General features: G+C 48.9%; 19 protein-coding genes and 1 pseudogene. 9 read left to right on the top strand and 11 right to left on the bottom strand.

The window, feature by feature from the left end; all coding sequences use genetic code 11:
* Positions 1–156 precede the first annotated feature (156 nt).
* Together NDA01_RS11940 and NDA01_RS11935 are read right to left on the bottom strand one after the other, a co-directional pair.
* The gene (locus tag NDA01_RS11940; RefSeq protein WP_348228109.1) at positions 157–1,140 is read right to left on the bottom strand and encodes a DUF2382 domain-containing protein; all 984 of its coding nucleotides are present in this window, start codon (positions 1,138–1,140) and stop codon (positions 157–159) included.
* 183 nt (positions 1,141–1,323) lie between these two features.
* Entirely contained in the window at positions 1,324–2,223 is a 900-nt protein-coding gene (locus NDA01_RS11935) for a DUF2382 domain-containing protein (protein ID WP_190564135.1), read from the bottom strand.
* A 340-nt stretch (positions 2,224–2,563) separates the two neighbouring features.
* Between NDA01_RS11935 and NDA01_RS11930 the strand changes: the two genes are divergently transcribed.
* A complete protein-coding gene (locus NDA01_RS11930) occupies positions 2,564–3,211 on the top strand; it encodes a bifunctional 4-hydroxy-2-oxoglutarate aldolase/2-dehydro-3-deoxy-phosphogluconate aldolase (RefSeq protein ID WP_190553099.1) in 648 nt (215 codons plus the stop codon).
* A 101-nt stretch (positions 3,212–3,312) separates the two neighbouring features.
* Complete coding sequence (locus tag NDA01_RS11925; RefSeq protein ID WP_348228108.1) at positions 3,313–3,831, top strand: L,D-transpeptidase; 519 nt, start codon at positions 3,313–3,315, stop codon at positions 3,829–3,831.
* Positions 3,832–3,851: 20 nt separating this feature from the next.
* On the opposite strand, the gene NDA01_RS11920 is transcribed toward NDA01_RS11925, so the two are convergent.
* On the bottom strand, positions 3,852–5,453 hold the full coding sequence (locus NDA01_RS11920) for an Hsp70 family protein (RefSeq protein ID WP_348228107.1): 1,602 nt from the start codon (positions 5,451–5,453) through the stop codon (positions 3,852–3,854).
* Positions 5,454–5,764: 311 nt separating this feature from the next.
* Here NDA01_RS11920 and NDA01_RS11915 point away from each other — a divergent pair, with 311 nt between their 5' ends.
* Entirely contained in the window at positions 5,765–6,007 is a 243-nt protein-coding gene (locus tag NDA01_RS11915; protein ID WP_190441529.1) for a hypothetical protein, read from the top strand.
* A 134-nt stretch (positions 6,008–6,141) separates the two neighbouring features.
* Here the strand turns inward: NDA01_RS11915 and hisS are convergent, their stop codons facing one another.
* The 3 genes from hisS to pedR are packed head-to-tail and all read right to left on the bottom strand — an operon-like array spanning position 6,142 to position 8,079.
* The gene (hisS, locus tag NDA01_RS11910; protein ID WP_348228106.1) at positions 6,142–7,446 is read right to left on the bottom strand and encodes a histidine--tRNA ligase; all 1,305 of its coding nucleotides are present in this window, start codon (positions 7,444–7,446) and stop codon (positions 6,142–6,144) included.
* A gap of 31 nt (positions 7,447–7,477) precedes the next feature.
* Complete coding sequence (locus tag NDA01_RS11905; protein ID WP_242017094.1) at positions 7,478–7,777, bottom strand: hypothetical protein; 300 nt, start codon at positions 7,775–7,777, stop codon at positions 7,478–7,480.
* 26 nt (positions 7,778–7,803) lie between these two features.
* On the bottom strand, positions 7,804–8,079 hold the full coding sequence (gene pedR, locus NDA01_RS11900) for a photosynthetic electron transport-dependent transcriptional regulator PedR (protein WP_190441532.1): 276 nt from the start codon (positions 8,077–8,079) through the stop codon (positions 7,804–7,806).
* A gap of 664 nt (positions 8,080–8,743) precedes the next feature.
* On the opposite strand from pedR, the gene NDA01_RS11895 reads away from it, so the two are divergent.
* The 4 genes from NDA01_RS11895 (at position 8,744) to NDA01_RS11880 (ending at position 11,267) form a co-directional block, all read left to right on the top strand.
* On the top strand, positions 8,744–9,076 hold the full coding sequence (locus NDA01_RS11895; protein ID WP_348228105.1) for a hypothetical protein: 333 nt from the start codon (positions 8,744–8,746) through the stop codon (positions 9,074–9,076).
* A gap of 18 nt (positions 9,077–9,094) precedes the next feature.
* Positions 9,095–9,562: a DUF4168 domain-containing protein gene (locus tag NDA01_RS11890; RefSeq protein ID WP_348228104.1), complete on the top strand. Its 468-nt coding sequence runs from the start codon at positions 9,095–9,097 to the stop codon at positions 9,560–9,562.
* A gap of 230 nt (positions 9,563–9,792) precedes the next feature.
* The gene (locus tag NDA01_RS11885; RefSeq protein ID WP_348228103.1) at positions 9,793–10,779 is read left to right on the top strand and encodes a carbohydrate kinase family protein; all 987 of its coding nucleotides are present in this window, start codon (positions 9,793–9,795) and stop codon (positions 10,777–10,779) included.
* A complete protein-coding gene (locus tag NDA01_RS11880) occupies positions 10,779–11,267 on the top strand; it encodes a CYTH domain-containing protein (protein WP_348228102.1) in 489 nt (162 codons plus the stop codon). Before NDA01_RS11885 ends, NDA01_RS11880 begins: the two co-directional genes overlap by 1 nt.
* A 48-nt stretch (positions 11,268–11,315) precedes the next feature.
* Here NDA01_RS11880 and NDA01_RS11875 read toward each other — a convergent pair whose 3' ends face one another.
* Positions 11,316–11,687 (bottom strand): hypothetical protein, encoded by a 372-nt coding sequence (locus NDA01_RS11875; RefSeq protein ID WP_348228101.1) that lies wholly within the window; start codon positions 11,685–11,687, stop codon positions 11,316–11,318.
* 175 nt (positions 11,688–11,862) lie between these two features.
* Here NDA01_RS11875 and NDA01_RS11870 point away from each other — a divergent pair, with 175 nt between their 5' ends.
* Complete coding sequence (locus NDA01_RS11870; protein WP_348228100.1) at positions 11,863–12,762, top strand: branched-chain amino acid ABC transporter permease; 900 nt, start codon at positions 11,863–11,865, stop codon at positions 12,760–12,762.
* 48 nt (positions 12,763–12,810) lie between these two features.
* Here the strand turns inward: NDA01_RS11870 and psaX are convergent, their stop codons facing one another.
* Complete coding sequence (gene psaX / locus NDA01_RS11865) at positions 12,811–12,963, bottom strand: photosystem I protein PsaX (protein WP_190441544.1); 153 nt, start codon at positions 12,961–12,963, stop codon at positions 12,811–12,813.
* Positions 12,964–13,106: 143 nt separating this feature from the next.
* Positions 13,107–14,057 carry a lipoyl synthase gene (gene lipA / locus NDA01_RS11860; RefSeq protein WP_348228099.1) on the bottom strand — a complete coding sequence of 317 codons (951 nt, stop codon included), beginning with the start codon at positions 14,055–14,057 and terminating at the stop codon, positions 13,107–13,109.
* Positions 14,058–14,536: 479 nt separating this feature from the next.
* On the opposite strand from lipA, the gene NDA01_RS11855 reads away from it, so the two are divergent.
* A complete protein-coding gene (locus NDA01_RS11855) occupies positions 14,537–15,112 on the top strand; it encodes a response regulator (protein WP_190564157.1) in 576 nt (191 codons plus the stop codon).
* Between the two features lie 54 nt (positions 15,113–15,166).
* On the opposite strand, the gene recR is transcribed toward NDA01_RS11855, so the two are convergent.
* Both recR and NDA01_RS11845 read right to left on the bottom strand, forming a co-directional pair.
* Positions 15,167–15,784, bottom strand: coding sequence for a recombination mediator RecR (gene recR, locus NDA01_RS11850; protein ID WP_190553110.1), 618 nt, complete (start codon positions 15,782–15,784; stop codon positions 15,167–15,169).
* A gap of 237 nt (positions 15,785–16,021) precedes the next feature.
* Positions 16,022–16,297 (bottom strand): annotated as a pseudogene (locus NDA01_RS11845) (photosystem II q(b) protein); the annotation flags it as partial.

Raw genomic sequence — 16,297 nt, 5'->3', positions numbered from 1 at the left:
CCCAATCAACCCCAAAATCTAATGTGATGCAGTAGAAACAGTCGGGTGAAAAAATGCAGGCAGAGCTGAGGTTGCTCTACCTGCACCGTTTGATTAGCGCTTCCATGAGATGAGTTATCCATCTAGGTCATGAGTAAGTCATGAGAAGCGGTTAGTTTAGCGGCGATCGCGAGGAGAGCTGCCTGGGCGGTTATCCCGGATGGGACGACCTTGGGTATCGATATCTAGTTCTTCGCGACGAATTTGATCTTCTGCGGTGACAGTATCGCGCTCAACTTCCTTGCGAATGTTGACCTGTTCTCTTACAAAAGCTTCCTTATGCACGTCCGCAGTTTCTTCGTAAACTTCCATGCGGGCAATCTCACCTTCGCGGAAGTCAGCGGTGCCTGGCGTTACCGAGGTCCCTAGATTAGTCGGGTTGGTGCGCTCAATGACGATTCGTTCGCGCTCAACGGGCACTGCCACTCTAGCCGTTTCAGTTTCGACATGCTTACCAACAGCAACTTCTCCAGCTTTGCGACGATGCTTGTTAGCAACCAATCGCTCTTCATAGAGCTGAATGGTTTGGTGATCCCGCTCATTCATGTTGTAGAGAGCGGGTTCTTGGCGATAGTCATAAGCTGGACGAGGACTAGCCGCCGCAGGCCTTTCTACAGGAGCAGACCGCTCGATTGGAGCGGCACTAGCGGTCCGATAGGTAGTGCCTTGAGCGTAAGTGTTCTCTAAAGGCAGGGAGGCCTCAAGCGGAGCCGAAGCTTCTAGGGGAGTCGAGGCATCTAAACTGGCAGGCCGATAAACACCTCGTACGCGCTCTTCGTAGTCATAATCTACGACTAGATTGTCGTGGTACTCTGGCAAGTTTTCTGCTTGTTGCTTGGTTAAGCCAATTGTGTAGATGCGTTGAGCTTGGGGATCGCTCCGGAAACGGCCTACTGGCAGCAAAACCTTTTTGCCAAAAACCCAAAAACCTGTGTCTACAACGAGATAGCGGAAGTGACCTTCGTCATCTACTAAAACGTTGTGAATACTGCCAACTTTCTCATCACTCTCGGTATAGACATCTAGCCCTTTGACATCATTACCATCAAAAAGTTCTTGACGGTAGTTAGGGTAATAATCGTCAAGTTTATAAAGAGCCATAGAGTTGCTCCTAAAGGGGTTAATAGTAGCGATCGCCTCATTTCGCTTCATGAGTTCTTTGGGAAGGAGGCGATCGCGAGAGTACTGAAAAGTGCAGGCAGGTTAACCCTCCCTGCACTTTGTAGACTGAAGCAGACTGAATCTGATTAATGACCTATGAGAGGCCTAAAGATTCAGGATGGTTTAGCGGCGATCGCGATTGGTGGTGCCTTTGTCGATGATGCCGCGGCCTGCATCGTCAATGTCTAACTCTTCACGGCGGATCTGCTCTTCAGCAGTTACCGTCTCATGATCTACTTCCTTACGGATGTTGACCTGCTCGCGTACAAAGGCTTCCTTATGTACGTCAGCTCTTTCTTCATAGAGATCGACGTGAGCTACAGTGCCTTCTTGGAAAGCTGCATCCCCAGGAGCAACAGGAGTGCCTGCCCCAGTTGGAGTGGTGCGCTCAATCACGATTCGCTCTTTCTCTACAGGTACGGAAACTCGAGCAGTTTCGGTTTCAACGTGCTTACCAACTGTCACTTCCCCAGTCTTCTGGCGCTGTTTGTTAGTGATCAAGCGCTCTTCGTATAACCGTAGAGTTTGATGGTCACGCTCGTTCAGGTCGTATAGCGCAGCATCTTGCTTGTAGTCGTAGGTGTCGCGGTTAAAAGGTACCTTGCCCGCAGTGCTAGCAGTGGTAGCGGTGCTAGCAGCAGTACTGGCAGTGCCAGTTGTACCAGTTGCCGTCGGGCGATAGACTCCCCGAACGTTTTCTTCGTAGTCTTGGTCGATTTTGAGTTCGTCAGTGAACTCTGGCAAGTTTTCGACTTGTTCCTTAGTCAGGGTGCTGACGTTAACGCGACGCTGCGTGTAGTCGATTTGAGCCAAGCCAATGGGAAGCAATACTTTCTTACCTAGTACCCAAAAGCCGGTATCAACGACGAGATAGCGGAACTTACCATCACGCTCATCTACTAAAACGTCTTTGACTGAGCCAACCTTGTCATTTTGGGCATAAACATCTAAAGATTTGATGTCATCGCCGTTGTTATGATCTTTGTAATCTGGGTAATAGCTTTCAAGTTTTGTGAGAGCCATAGGGTGCTCCTAAGTAATGTTTAAAACGACTTCCATTCACCCACCAGATTAGAAAGATAATAGCTAAGCTGCATCTCCCAGATGGCTGACTTAAAATAAGCTGTTTTTTCTAAGAACTGAGTAAAATTGTTCATCGCAAAAACAAAGCTAAAAGCCAAGATTCAGGTGCACAAAAGGTTAGCCACGCTAAAAGGGCTTTATTTAGAAATAGTGATTAAGATAACTTTTCGACACAAATTGGTACGTCGTAAGGGTGAGTATTCGTTAAATTCAATAAAACTTAGGCAATCTTAGAAATCTACGGCCCGTGGCATTTGTTTCAGTTGAATTAACAGTAAATATGTCTGAGTCTTTTTGGTTGTCCACCCTAAAACAAGAGCGAGCGATCGCGGTCATTCGTGCCCCTACCTTTGAGGTAGGTCAACAGATGGCGCGGGCAGTCGCAATGGGAGGGATGCGATTAATCGAAATTACTTGGAATAGCGATCGCGCCCCCGAATTGATTGCATCCCTACGCTCAGAGTTACCTAACTGTTTAGTTGGCACAGGCACTTTGCTAACTCGGGCGCAGTTACAATCGGCGATCGCAGCAGGAGCACAGTTTTTGTTTACCCCGCATGTGGATTTTGGCTTGATTCAGCTCGCTTTGCAGCAAGGTGTGCCCATTGTGCCGGGAGCTTTGTCGCCTACGGAAATCGTCACAGCTTGGCAAGCAGGAGCTAGTAGCGTCAAAGTTTTTCCGGTGCAGGCAGTGGGGGGCGCTACTTATATCCGTAATTTGCAAGGGCCACTCGGGCAAATTCCCCTGATCCCGACTGGCGGTGTCACCGTTGAGAATGCCAAAGACTTTTTGGCCGCAGGAGCGATCGCCGTGGGATTATCGGGTAATTTATTTCCAGCAGCAGCAATTCAAGCAGAGAATTGGCTAGCGATCGCCCAACAAGCAAGAATTCTTTGCCAGCAAGTTGCAAATGTCTCTATTTCATGATTTATGGTGAATCATGATTTATGGTGAATATAGAAAATAGCCAATCAAGGTGCATCAGCAACATCACAAACATTCCTCTCGTTGGCTAGGAGGTCAGAACGATGGGTAGCATGACCCGTTCAAAGCGGCAGCGACGTTGGAGCCAGATTTGGTTGAGTACTGCACTAGCATTAGCAGTATTGGGGCCAGAATCCATCTGGACTACTAGGGTCTCCGCTCAAGAAGTCAGTCCACTGGGGCAAAAGATGCAAACGTTGCGTCAGTCGGACCGTCGGTGGATTGAAATTGACCTCTCATCCCAGCGCTTGATTGCTTGGGAGGGCCAAACTCCGGTTTATGCCATCATTGTTTCTACAGGTAAGTCCTCAACGCCAACCCGTACAGGTGCCTTTGCCATCCAAACGAAGCATCGCCAAGCCCGGATGCGAGGCAGCGATTACGATATTTCTGATGTGCCCTACACGATGTATTACTCTGGCAACTACGCTATTCATGGCGCTTATTGGCACCACCGCTTCGGCACACCCGTAAGTCATGGCTGTGTCAATGTGGCCGTAAATCATGCCAATTGGCTCTTTGACTGGGCCACGGTAGGTACTCCGGTCGTAGTGCACTCTTGAAGTCTACCGAGTTAACTGAGTTAGCTGAGTTGAACGACGGGTTGATCATCAAGCAAAGTTTGATTCATCAATAAATCTTCGACTGTCATCCGCAGAAAACGCTGGGCATCGACTTGAAACAGAACCTTGATGCGATCGCTGCCTGGATATCCGGGCGGTGTGAGTTGTGCAATGGTGCGGGCACCCTCCCGGTCATTCAGCGGTTGCACTTGAGTTTGACCACTAGCTAAGCTGCGAGTCACGAGGCGATCGCCATCAAAGTACACTTCTGTACCGCCTGACTCAGCCCCCATTTCGCCCAAAATTAGTTCGATGCTAGGTTGGCCCTCCACAGAAGCCCCCAGCACCAGTTCTATAGGGTCGGTCATGGGATAGGGTTGGCCTGATTTCACGATGGGATGCCAGTTGTGGCAATTTTGGCGGCGGTCCCAGTAGCGCACTCCATAGCTGTGGTAGAGAAAATCCTTCAGCTCCACGCCTTGATTCAACTGCAACGCGCCTTGAGCGATCGCCTCAAATGGTTTAGAAGAGCGGATTTTGGCAACATCAAAATATTGCTGGACCCAAGTTTGAACTGCGGGAATTTGCGCGGTTCCTCCTACCAACAACACACCGCTGATATCTTCAATTTCGATGCCCTGCTGTCTAGCTTGGCGCAACACCTGAGTCATACTGTCATCTAGGCGATCGAAGAACTCATGCTCCTGCAAAATCAACTCAAAGCGATCGCGATCAAGCGCTAGTTCGTAGCTTTCAAAAGTTTCGTCGTTAAAGTAAACCTCATTGGCTTGGGATTGAAGTGATAGCTGAATTTTTAGGCGCTCTGCTAAACGGGTAGTGAGAGGTGTCGCCGCTAACCCTTGCGTAGCCGCAAAATAATCGACCAACCAGTGATCAATATCAGCTCCGCCCAGATTCTGTCCTGCTTTAGCTAGAACACGAGCGGTTTTGGGTCGTTGACTGGTACTGTCAGCCAAAGATTTCTGGCCCCACTGCAAAATGAAGCCCAAAGGCTTGCTGTTGGCTTGTCGGCCTAAATCTAAACGCACTAGGGAGAGGTCTAGAGTGCCGCCACCAAAGTCAACCACTAACAGAATTTCTTGATCCGCCAGACCATAACCGAGGGCTGCTGCTGTTGGTTCATCCAGCATGCGGACTTGCTCAATTTGTAGCGACTGGCAGATTTGCCCTAACCAGTTGCGATAGATTTCAAAACTATCGACTGGCACTGTGAACACCAGCGATTCTTTCACTTCTGGATAACTGGTTTTGAGTTCTTCAATGATTTGAGTCAGAAACCAAGTGCCTGCTCGCTCGAAGGTGACTTGCTGACCATCCAGTTCTGGAACGAACCCCTGAATGGTTGCCCCAATCCCCCGCTTGAAATTGCGAAAAAATCGAGGGTCGCTGCTGAGGTCGAGGCCGCGATCGCGCACAGCTTGTCCTAACACTACCTCTGGCTTCGCTGCATCTTCTACATAGAGCAGGCTAGGAATGAGGGGTGGGTTTTGCCCTAGCCGCAGTGATAAGCCAGGTAAGGCAAGGGTTTCCGGCTGTTGCGTAGCACGATTCCAACGAGCGACAACTGTGTTGCTAGTCCCAAAATCAATTGCAATATCCATTCAGTTTCTGTTTCCCAGGCATGGGAATTTGACAAATCTACTGAAGTTGAACCGACGCAAATTTTATCCTAATTTCTGTTCACCTTGAAACTCCACCAGGGTTGGAGTCTCAAGGAATTTCACCCCATTTGGGATCGCGACATATAGCACCATAGTTATCCAGTTGGCAAATCGAATGTATATCCTTGGATCTATGGCAAGTATTCAAAACATTTCTTAACATGAAAGTAACAACGGCTCCGAGGTAGTCTAGTCATCCTCAAGCAGTAGCGCCGATGTTTCACCCAGTTAGTTAGGAAACGGCCTCAATCATGGATAGCGGACGTCCTTCAGACGATTCCTTGAACACTCTCAGGAATGGCATTTGGCTCCTAGGAGTTTCATGTTGGTTATTTGGCATTACTGACAGAAGCATTGCTTCTCTTGCAGATGGCTCCCTCTCTGCTGTTGACCTAACGCAGCTCTTGACGGCTACCTTTTTATTTATCAGTTGGCTCTTCCTCAAGCCAGCTTCTTTCAAGCTACTGCCTTGGGCACCCGTAAACCGAACTTGAATTGTGCAGTTAGGCAGGCCGCATAGAAAGCCGCATAGAAATTACATTACTAATGTCTACAGCGAAGGGTACCGATCGCCAAATCAGCACCCTTATAAACTTCGTTAAAACGTGATTAACTTTTTGCGAGTTAGCTACTGAGCCGCCTTAGCTGGTTCTTGGGCACGAAACTCCGTGATGCGCTGCTGCAACTGCTGATAGCTGCTAATTAACTCCGTCTGTGCGATCGCTTGTTGTTCACCGGAAACCAACCACTTGATTTGAATAGTTTGGTTCTCTGCTTCTGCGTCACCCAAAATTAGACAAGCCAAAGCACCACTGCGATCGGCCCGCTTCAGCTGCTTACCAAAGGCACTACCACTTAGGTCTAGTTCCACCGCAAAGCCAGTCTGACGCAGTTTCTGGGCCAAAACTAAAGCTTGAGCTTCGGCGCGATCGCCCCGTGACACTAAGTAGAAATCTAGTATTGATGGAGGGGCAGCGCTTAGTTGCTGTAGCAGCAACACTAAACGCTCTAGCCCGATCGCCCAACCAACCGCTGGTGTATTAGGACCACCCAACTGCGAAACCAACCCATCATAGCGACCCCCACCACACACCGTCGCTTGGGAACCTAATTGGTCAGATTGAATTTCAAAAGCAATATGAGAGTAATAATCAAGACCGCGTACTAATCGAGGATTGACTTTATAAGCGATTCCTAGATCACTTAGCAGTTGCTGTACCTTCTCAAAGCGACTTCTAGAATCTGCACCAAGAAAATTCAGAATATTGGGAGCCTGTTGGACGATTGCCTGAGTTCGCTGATCCTTACTGTCTAGAATTCGTAAAGGATTACGGCTTAGACGATCTTGAGAATCGAGGTCTAAATCACTCTTGTAAGGGGTTAAGTAGGTAACTAAGGCATCGCGGTACTGCTGTCTATCTTCAGGAGTGCCTAGAGAATTGAGATCTAAATTTAGATTTTGCAGACCCAGGGTTTGTAGCAAGTTGGTCGCGATCGCGATTGCCTCTACATCTGCTCGTGGATCAGCGCTGCCTAGAACTTCCACACCTAGCTGGTAAAATTGCCGCTGTCGTCCTGCTCCAGGACGTTCGTAGCGAAACATGGGTCCGGTGTACCAGAGACGTTGCACCCCGCCTTGCGCGTGCAGACTGTGTTCAATAAATGAGCGCACTGTCCCAGCCGTGCCTTCCGGTCGCAGCGTCGTTGAGCGATCGCCACGATCCTTGAAGGTGTACATTTCCTTGCCCACCACATCCGTGGCTTCGCCAATGCCCCGCTCAAACAACTCCGTTTGCTCGAAGATCGGGGTGCGAATTTCCTGATAAGCAGCTCGACTGAGAATCGTCCGGGCTACTGATTCTATTTGTTGCCAGTACTTAACTTCATCCGGCAGAATATCACGGGTTCCGCGTAATGCTTGAATCGCGCCCATTCCCACTCAGGTTCCAATTACAAAAAGATCGTTAATCTTGCTGGGCTTTCCAAGCACCATAGCGATCGCTATAGTAGGCCAAAATCTGATCAATCCGTCGTCGCATTCCTTGGCTCAGCTCAGGTTGGTCAGCCTCTAACGGATACTCTAGCCACAAGCCACCCACTTGACTGTAGGTATAGTCAAAATCTTTGGCTGGTTGTGGTAGCAGTCCCGCTTTCACCCCACTAACTTGATGTAAGTGGGCCACAACTTCGCGATACACAGCCAAAGGTAAGGTGGGATTGTAGAATTCGTAGCGCAACTGTTGGTTATTAGCAGTTTGCATCATGATCTGAACTCAATCTAAACTTACGCTTAAGAGATCACTTCGTCATTGGCAGAAGGCAAAACGCAACAGTTCACGTCATTCAGGCAGACCTTACCCCACTGCAACGCCCACATTACCAACGCCACACGGTTCTCTGTAGCAGTCTTAGTCAAAATATTACTGATATGGTTATCAACTGTGCGCTTGCTAATTGCCAACTTTTCTGCAATCTCCTGATTAGTCAAGCCAGCAGCCACTAGTTCAATTACTTGCAACTCTCGGTCTGAGAGGACTCCGTGGTTCTGAGACTCGACACCAGACATAAACTATTCCTATCCGTGTATATTTACTTATCCCTCACTTTAATTCTAGAGGCAATTTTGGCAAACACCCCAGGTTCAGCGGGTTTCATCGCTAGATTTTGAGCGGATGGCCCGAAATCTATAAATCGGGTGTAAGCAGAGAGCAAAGCCGAAAATAGTCAATAATCATAAAGCTTCCTCAAAGTTTTACCGCGATCGCCTGAAGAAGCTTGAATTTCTAGTAAAGAAAACATAGTTGTATCCATCGATACATTGGTGTTTTCCGACGTTCTTTTACTCTAGATGAGGTAATTCGGAATAGGAACTCAGCAAGTTCCTGTTTTGGTTGCTTGCGTAGTGATTAAATCGCTACTCTGCTTTCTTCCTCCCCCTGGAACGTCACTTCCGCGAGGTGCATTCCCTGATCCTGATGAATTGGCTAGAGCAGTAGTCGCTATTCCAATTTTTCAATTGACCGATTGAGAAACTGAGACTACCAGCTCAAAACGTATGTGTGTTCTGAGCTGTCTTGACAGTAATTATTCGAGATTTATTCGAGTCGATTTACCTGAAGCGCAGTCAGAGTCCTAGGAAGTAGACCCTAGGCTTGCAGTTTCGCTAAATTTCAAAAAATCTTTAAATCCTCTGCCAAACGCCACATTCTCGATTGAGGAGTACCGTCGCTATGCTGCAACCACTGGTCGTCATTGAGCAACAGAGTTCGTCATACTTCAAATTTTGGTACAAGAACGTCATGCATGATGGCATGCGTTACCAAAGCGAATTGTTTCGTCACTTTCGAACTTTCAGTCTCCAGCGGCGTAACCATGCCTACAGCTTAGGCTGTGCCCTCGCTCAACAAGGTATCCAAACGGTCATTACTTGCGTTAGCGATCGCAATACGGCCCCTACAGACCAGCGCTACGTCCTTTGGATTAGCTTGCGTTCACCTTGGGCCGAAAGTGAGCCATCTTTAGCAGAGTCCTTAACGCCTAGCCTAGTTGGAACCGTTGCTTAGACTGCGGTTTTTCGTTAAATGCCCTTGTCCCGCTCGGTCGAATTTTCACTAAACTCTTGGTGCGCTAAATTGCTAGCTCTACTGGTGGTAGCTGGCTTGTTTGTGGCGGTTTGGAGTAGCCCGGCGATCGCTTGGGCGCAATCGTTGCCCACAGCTCCAATCAGTGTAGAACTCTCTCCAGAACAACCTGCTTCCAGCCATAGCAACCTAGACTCTAACGATATTCCGTCTGAGAAGGTAAACCAATTCGTTCATGCCTTTTTACAAGTGCTGGATCTCATTGAACGGCGAGAAGGGGAACTCCAGGGAGCCGAAACCGAATCGGAGTCGCTGCGAGTCCAACGAGAAATTGAAACCGAAGCTCTAGCAATTATTGCGACGGCGGGATTAACTAAAACTGAATATCTGCAATTATTGGGTTTGGCTAATACAGATTCAGAATTTGGGGAGCGAGTAGCAGCTCAGCTTCAAGAAGCCAATGAGTAATGCCTAGAAGTCAGAAAGTTGGCATTCAACCCTATGATGGTAGGCATCTAGGGTAACTTCTGAGCCTACAAGTTCCTGAGTTAAGTCCTGAATCTGGGGTCTGCTGTCTGTATAAGACCCTAACTTAGCGAAATTGCGGTTTTAATTGCTAAAAAACGGCAATGTAACTAAGAGACGTCACCTTAGGGCGGCATTTGATCGGTTGGGAAAAGTTGAGAAGGAGTGTTGGTGTGGTTCACCCGCGGGTTCTCTGTCTTGGCGAAGTTTTGTTTGACTGTTTGGCGAATCAACCAGGGCGATCGCTAGAGCAGGTAGAGTCTTGGACTCCCTATCCTGGTGGGGCTCCAGCAAACGTTGCTTGTGCACTGGTCAAGCTCGGCACAAGTGCTGGGTTCGTTGGCTGTGTGGGTCAAGATGAGCCAGGAGCAAATTTAGTCCAACTGTTGCAAACTGTGGGTGTAGATACCAAAGGGGTGCAGCGTCATCCTACGGCTCCTACGCGCCAAGTTTATGTGTTGCGCTCAGAGACAGGCGACCGCATTTTTTCTGGGTTTGGAGATTTAGACACCGCAGAATTTGCCGATACTCACCTGCAAGCTGACCAACTGCCAGTGGACTTGTTTGAGTCAGCCGACTTCTTGGTATTAGGTACATTGGAGTTAGCCTACCCAGAGAGCCGAGCCGCCATAGAGCGAGCTTTACAGTTAGCCGAGCAGCATTACGTCAAGACATTAGTGGATGTGAACTGGCGACCCATGTTCTGGCCTGATCCAGAAATTGCACCTGCCATCATTCAAGATTTACTCAAGCGAGTTGATTTTCTCAAGCTCGCGGATGAGGAGGCGGAGTGGTTGTTTGGTACCGCTGATCCCGGCGCGATCGCCCATCGCCTAGGCAATACCGAGAGTGTGTTGGTGACGGCTGGAGCCAAAGGCTGCGCCTACTACTTGGGCGGCAATGAAGGTCACTTAAAGGCCTTTGACGTGGAATCAGAAGACACCACAGGCGCAGGTGACAGCTTTGTTGCTGGTTTTCTGCACCAAGTCGCTCAGAATGGGTTGCAAAGCCTCAGCGATCCCGAAACAGCTAAAAAAGTCGTGACCTACGCCAGTGCAGTCGGCGCTTTAACCACTACACGACCAGGGGCGATCGCGGCTCAACCCACACCAGCGGAAGTTGAGGCTTTTCTCTACCTCAATCAACAACTATCTGGCTAATGGCTACTGAAATCGAGCGTAAATTTCTCGTTAAACCAGAGGAGTGGCAGCAATTTCAGCAGCGCTCTGATCCCACGTTGCTCAGCAGCACCCGCTATCGACAGGGTTACATCTTTTCCAGTGCCAGTAAGACTGTGCGAATCCGAGTTGCGGGCGATCGCGGGTTCATCACGATCAAAGGCCCCACAGTCGGCTATTCTCGCTCGGAGTTTGAGTACAGCATTCCGCTAGCTGACGCGGAAGCGATGCTGGATCAGCTTTGTGAGCCGCCTCTAATTGAAAAAACTCGCCATAGAGTTGCTTGGGACAACTTGGTTTGGGAAGTGGATGAGTTTGCGGGAGAAAATCAAGGGTTAATGGTGGCGGAAGTCGAACTGAGCGATACGAACCAAGCTATTACCTTGCCCGATTGGGCTGGAGAAGAAGTCTCCCACGATCCCCGTTACTTCAACGCCAGTTTAGCGAAGCATCCTTACAGCCGTTGGTAAGAGTGAGGATGGGATTCACAGATGCTACTTGGCTGAAGCTTGAAACCTCTACGGAACTTCGCTTAGATCACAGATCATGTAGCTTCGGGAGTACATAGCGCAATTCGCATTTAGCTGCTGAGCTGCTTGGCGGTAGACGACAAGCGATCCCATTTGGTCTACCCAAGTCCAACCTCGTTGCTCTAGATGGGTCTTTAAAGCAGAGAAGGAGCGAACCAACAAGCGTTTTGGGTTGGACTTTACCGCCGTAATATCAGCATGAGTTAGCTCCATCTGCAAAGCAGATCTTAAAATGTCTGGTGTGTCGTCTTCCTGGCTTAAGGCTGTTCCGAAATACAAAAAGAAAAGTAACGCCCCACCGCCACAAAACAGCGTTAGGAAACTGGTAAATAAGAGTAATCGAGAATTTCGCAGTCTCATGATTGTCTCTGCCTATATCTGCGATCGCCCTATTATTCCGCGCTAGGTAGGTGCTCCAAGGATTCTATTAAACAAAGGAGTTGGCTCAACTCAGATTGATGGTTGAGTTGGCTTTCCAAACAGCTCTGGTTTAGGGACAATCAGAGCGATAGAACATGTGACGGTTACCAAAACTATGGATTTATTGGCTCAGCTGTCGGGTCAGCTCCTCAGTCAGCAGTTGGCTCAACTCATTGTGAATGGCATTGCAGTCGGCTCCATTATTGCTCTGGCAGCTGTCGGTCTCACACTCACCTATGGCATTTTGCGCTTAGCGAACTTTGCCCACGGTGATTTCCTCACGCTAGGAGCTTACCTGACGCTCTTAGCCAACGGTTTTGGTATAAATATTTGGCTGGCTGTAATCCTGGGTGTGGTCGGGACTATTTTGGCAGTGTTGCTTACCGAAAAACTGCTGTGGTCGCCCATGCGCGATCGCCGAGCTTCCTCTACCACCCTCATCATCATTTCCATCGGTCTAGCTCTATTTCTTCGCAACGGCATTATTTTGTTCTGGGGCGGTGGGAATCAAAACTACGATCTGCCAGTCGCCTCTGCCGTTAACCTGTTGGGTATCCGAATTGCTTACTACCGCTTGATTGTGGTTGGGTTAGCAATTTTGGTGATTTTGGGTCTGCATTATCTCTTACAAAACACCAAAATTGGTAAAGCGATGCGGGCTGTAGCGGATGACATCGATTTAGCGCGGGTGTCAGGTATTAACGTAGACCAAGTCGTAATCTGGACTTGGGTGATTGCTGGTAGTCTTACGGCCCTAGGTGGTGGCATGTATGGCCTGATTACCGCAGTACGTCCCAACATGGGCTGGTTTCTTATTTTGCCTATGTTTGCGGCAGTCATTTTGGGCGGAATTGGCAATCCCTACGGCGCGATCGCGGGCGCTTTAATTATCGGAGTGGCGCAGGAAGTCAGCACCTACTGGTTACCCACTGAATACAAGCTGGGAGTAGCTTTATTGATCATGGTGCTAGTGCTACTCGTGCGGCCACAAGGCTTATTTAAAGGCACGATTTGAGTAACACTAGCGCTTAACCAAGCAGACCAAAGCAGAAGTCTCAGGTCATTATGGGTTGATGGCATGGAAGTAAATAGCTGCAACCAGGAAATTGCCAGCTAAGAGAATCAAGCTAACAATGGTGCGGTAGGGATAAGGGGGCTTAGACTCATCCACAACTGCTTTGGTTTTAACCGATGATTTCACTGCTTGAGCACTCATAAACAAGCTCCTTGTGTAACTCTACTAAACAGAAATACCAAAGAGGCTAGGTCGAGCACACGCGCCAGTAGGCAGATTTTATTTTGCTTTGGCGAAAATTTTCTCAATCCCACGGAAGAGCCCGCTGCAACCTCACCAACTGACTAAACCGCTTCCCCAGCGTGGTAGGAGCTACGCACTAAGGGACCAGAACGCACATGAGAAAAGCCCATTGCACGCGCAACCGCGCCTAGGTGCTCAAATTCTGCGGGTGTCCAATATTTCTGGACAGGCAAGTGTTCCAATGATGGGCGCATGTATTGCCCCAGAGTGAGGCGATCGCAAGCTACCGCGCGTAAATCTTGCATAGCCTCTATTACCTCTGACTCGGTCTCCCCATGCCCCAACATTAAGCCAGACTTGGTAGGAATCTGGGGGTTGAGCTGTTTCACCACTTGTAGCACTTGTAGCGATCGCTCATACTTGGCACCGCGTCGCACTGGACCTTGTAAACGCTTCACCGTCTCAATGTTGTGATTGAAGCAAGCAGGCTGAGCTGCTACCACGGTCGCAATCCGCTGTCGTTGCATCTCTGCTGCCTCCAGATCAGTCGCTCGCCCACCCCAAAAATCAGGTGTCAGCACTTCAATCTGAGTGTTCGGGTTCGTTGCGCGAATTGCCGCCATCGTAGCCGCAAACCAACCCGCTCCCTGATCGGCCAAGTCATCGCGCGCGACTGAAGTCAGCACTACGTATTCCAACCCCAGTAAATTAACTGATTCAGCAATTTTTTCCGGTTCATCAGGGTCAAGCGGCATGGGAGCATGGCCTTTATCTACCTGACAAAAACCACAGGCACGAGTACAGATAGGCCCCATCAGCAGGAAGGTTGCTGTCTTCTGGGCGTAACACTCTCCTCGATTCGGGCAGCGCCCCTCTTCGCAAATCGTATGAATTTGCCGCTGCTTAATAATCTTCTGAACCGTAGAAATCTCACTCGCCTTACCCACAGGTCGCCGGAGCCATTCCGGCATGCTGATAATCTCAGAACGACGAGCCGCAGTAGATGCGTTCGTCAAACTTGGCTGTAGGGTTGGCTCTATTTCGGAAGGCATAAAACGTTAGATGGCTCAAGCCAGCAGTCGGGTAATTAAAGAGGTCTAATCACAAATTCTAGAACTTGTTGTCGAAACTGCAATTTTGACCTTTCCCGTCACTGATAATAGCGGCACGAACCAAAACGCAATCTACCCAAATCTAACGGTAGTGCGATCGCTTTGAGATCAATTCTGAGGAAATTTTGGGCATATTAGAATGCCTATCCTATGCCAACACCACCAAACAGGAGTCTCACTCAACTGAAATTAGAGTAATTTCACTTGCAGAAGCTACGCTGGTTTATGGTGTCATAGAATTACCACTATGCCTATACTCAACATCACTTGAGTGATGTATACCAATTTTCTCTACTACACTGTGCATTGATTAATTCTTCACCCGAGGTTATCCTCCAACAGGATCAAACAGCAGGACGGTCGAGAAATAATAATCTAAATCTTCACTAAACCTTGAATCACCCCCTAAGGAGTCAGTTGTGGCAAGTCACAAGATCCTAGTTATTGATGACAGCAGAGTCATTCGGATGCGAGTGCGAGACATGTTACCCAAAGGTAACTTTGAAGTTCTCGAAGCCAAAGATGGGGTTGAAGGTCTCAACTTAATCCGGCAAGAACGGCCAAACCTGATCATGCTAGATTTCCTGCTACCACGAATGAGCGGTTGGGAAGTCTTTCAACAGATTCAGAACCAATCAGACTTACAGAGCATTCCCCTAGTAGTGATGTCAGGGCGTCGGGAAGAAGTAACCGAGAAAATCCCTGAGCCCTTTGAGTTTTTCGAGTTTATTGAAAAGCCTTTCGAGCAGAAGGAGCTCATTGAAGCGATTAAAGCCTCAATGGCCAAAGCAAAACTGCCACGGGTACAAGCAGCCGCTCCAACCGTAGCCACGCCCGCAGCCACTACAGCAACCGCAGCACCTGCCGAGTCAGGGGCATCGGCGGCAGAAATTCAGGCACTCAATGAGAAGATTGCCAAGATGCAGGCAGAAATCGATGGCCTGAAGAAACAACTAACGCAGATTGTTACCTTCATCAAGCAAAAGTTGAAGTAGTTTATGGCAGGCGATCGCCCCTCGCCTACCGTTTTAGCGCCATAAACTTACGTTCTAGTCCAACTCTCGTCGGCCTTCTAGTGCTCTTGCCAATGTCACCTCATCGGCATACTCCAAATCGCCCCCCATCGGCAAGCCAAAGGCAATTCGAGTCACTTTTGTAAACGGCTTTAATAGCTGGCCGACATACAGGGTGGTAGTTTCACCCTCAATACTAGGGCTAATGGCTAGAATAACCTCTTGAACTTTCTCTTGGCTGACTCGCCGGACCAGTTGATGGATATAGAGTTGGTCAGGACCAATTCCATCCATTGGTGAAATTAAACCTCCTAACACGTGATATTTACCGCGATATTCTCGTGTTTTTTCAATTGCAATTACATCTCGTGAATCGGCAACAACGCAAAGTGTGGTGCGATCGCGATTCGCGGTGCGACAAATTTCACAAACAGGTTCAGCCGACAGGTGAAAACAGACAGAACACAGGCCAATTTGTTGCTTGGCTTCCATCAAAGCTTGAGCCAGCGCTTGAACCTCGGTTTCTGGGCGTTTGAGAATATGTAAAGCGAGCCGTTGCGCGGTTTTAGGCCCCACACCTGGTAAGCGCTGTAATTGCTCAATTAAGCGAGCTAAGGGACGTGCGTAAACCGTGGGACTGCCTCCTAAATTCATCCAAGCTCAAATCATAACGGTTGAAGTTGCTCGACTCACAAAAATTCTGGCGATCGCTTGTGAGTGAAGCTTAGGGCGCAAAAGGCACTCACCCCTTCCAGGCCCCCTCTTGCACGTCACATACTTCTATTTCTAGACTAATGAAAAAAGCGCCCTCTGTGTGGAGAGCGCTTTTTATAGCGATCAAGTGATGTTTTAGCTCAAGTGGCGAGTCTCACTCTACCACTTGAGTTTTTGTTAGGAGTGAATGCTAGGAGCGCTCAGCGCTACAGGAGCAGCTTCGCCCGCAGCTAGGTCAAGGGGGAAGTTGTGAGCGTTGCGCTCGTGCATCACTTCCATTCCCAAGTTTGCACGGTTCAGCACGTCGGCCCAAGTGCCAATCACTTGACCCTGGGAGTCGATGATCGACTGGTTGAAGTTGAACCCGTTCAGGTTGAACGCCATCGTGCTGATGCCCAAGGACGTGAACCAGATGCCAATCACTGGCCATGCACCCAAGAAGAAGTGCAGCGC

Origin of the sequence: Trichocoleus desertorum AS-A10, from assembly GCF_039962155.1 — a bacterium.
GTDB lineage: Bacteria > Cyanobacteriota > Cyanobacteriia > FACHB-46 > FACHB-46 > Trichocoleus.
This window is presented reverse-complemented; position numbering and strand designations above follow the sequence as displayed.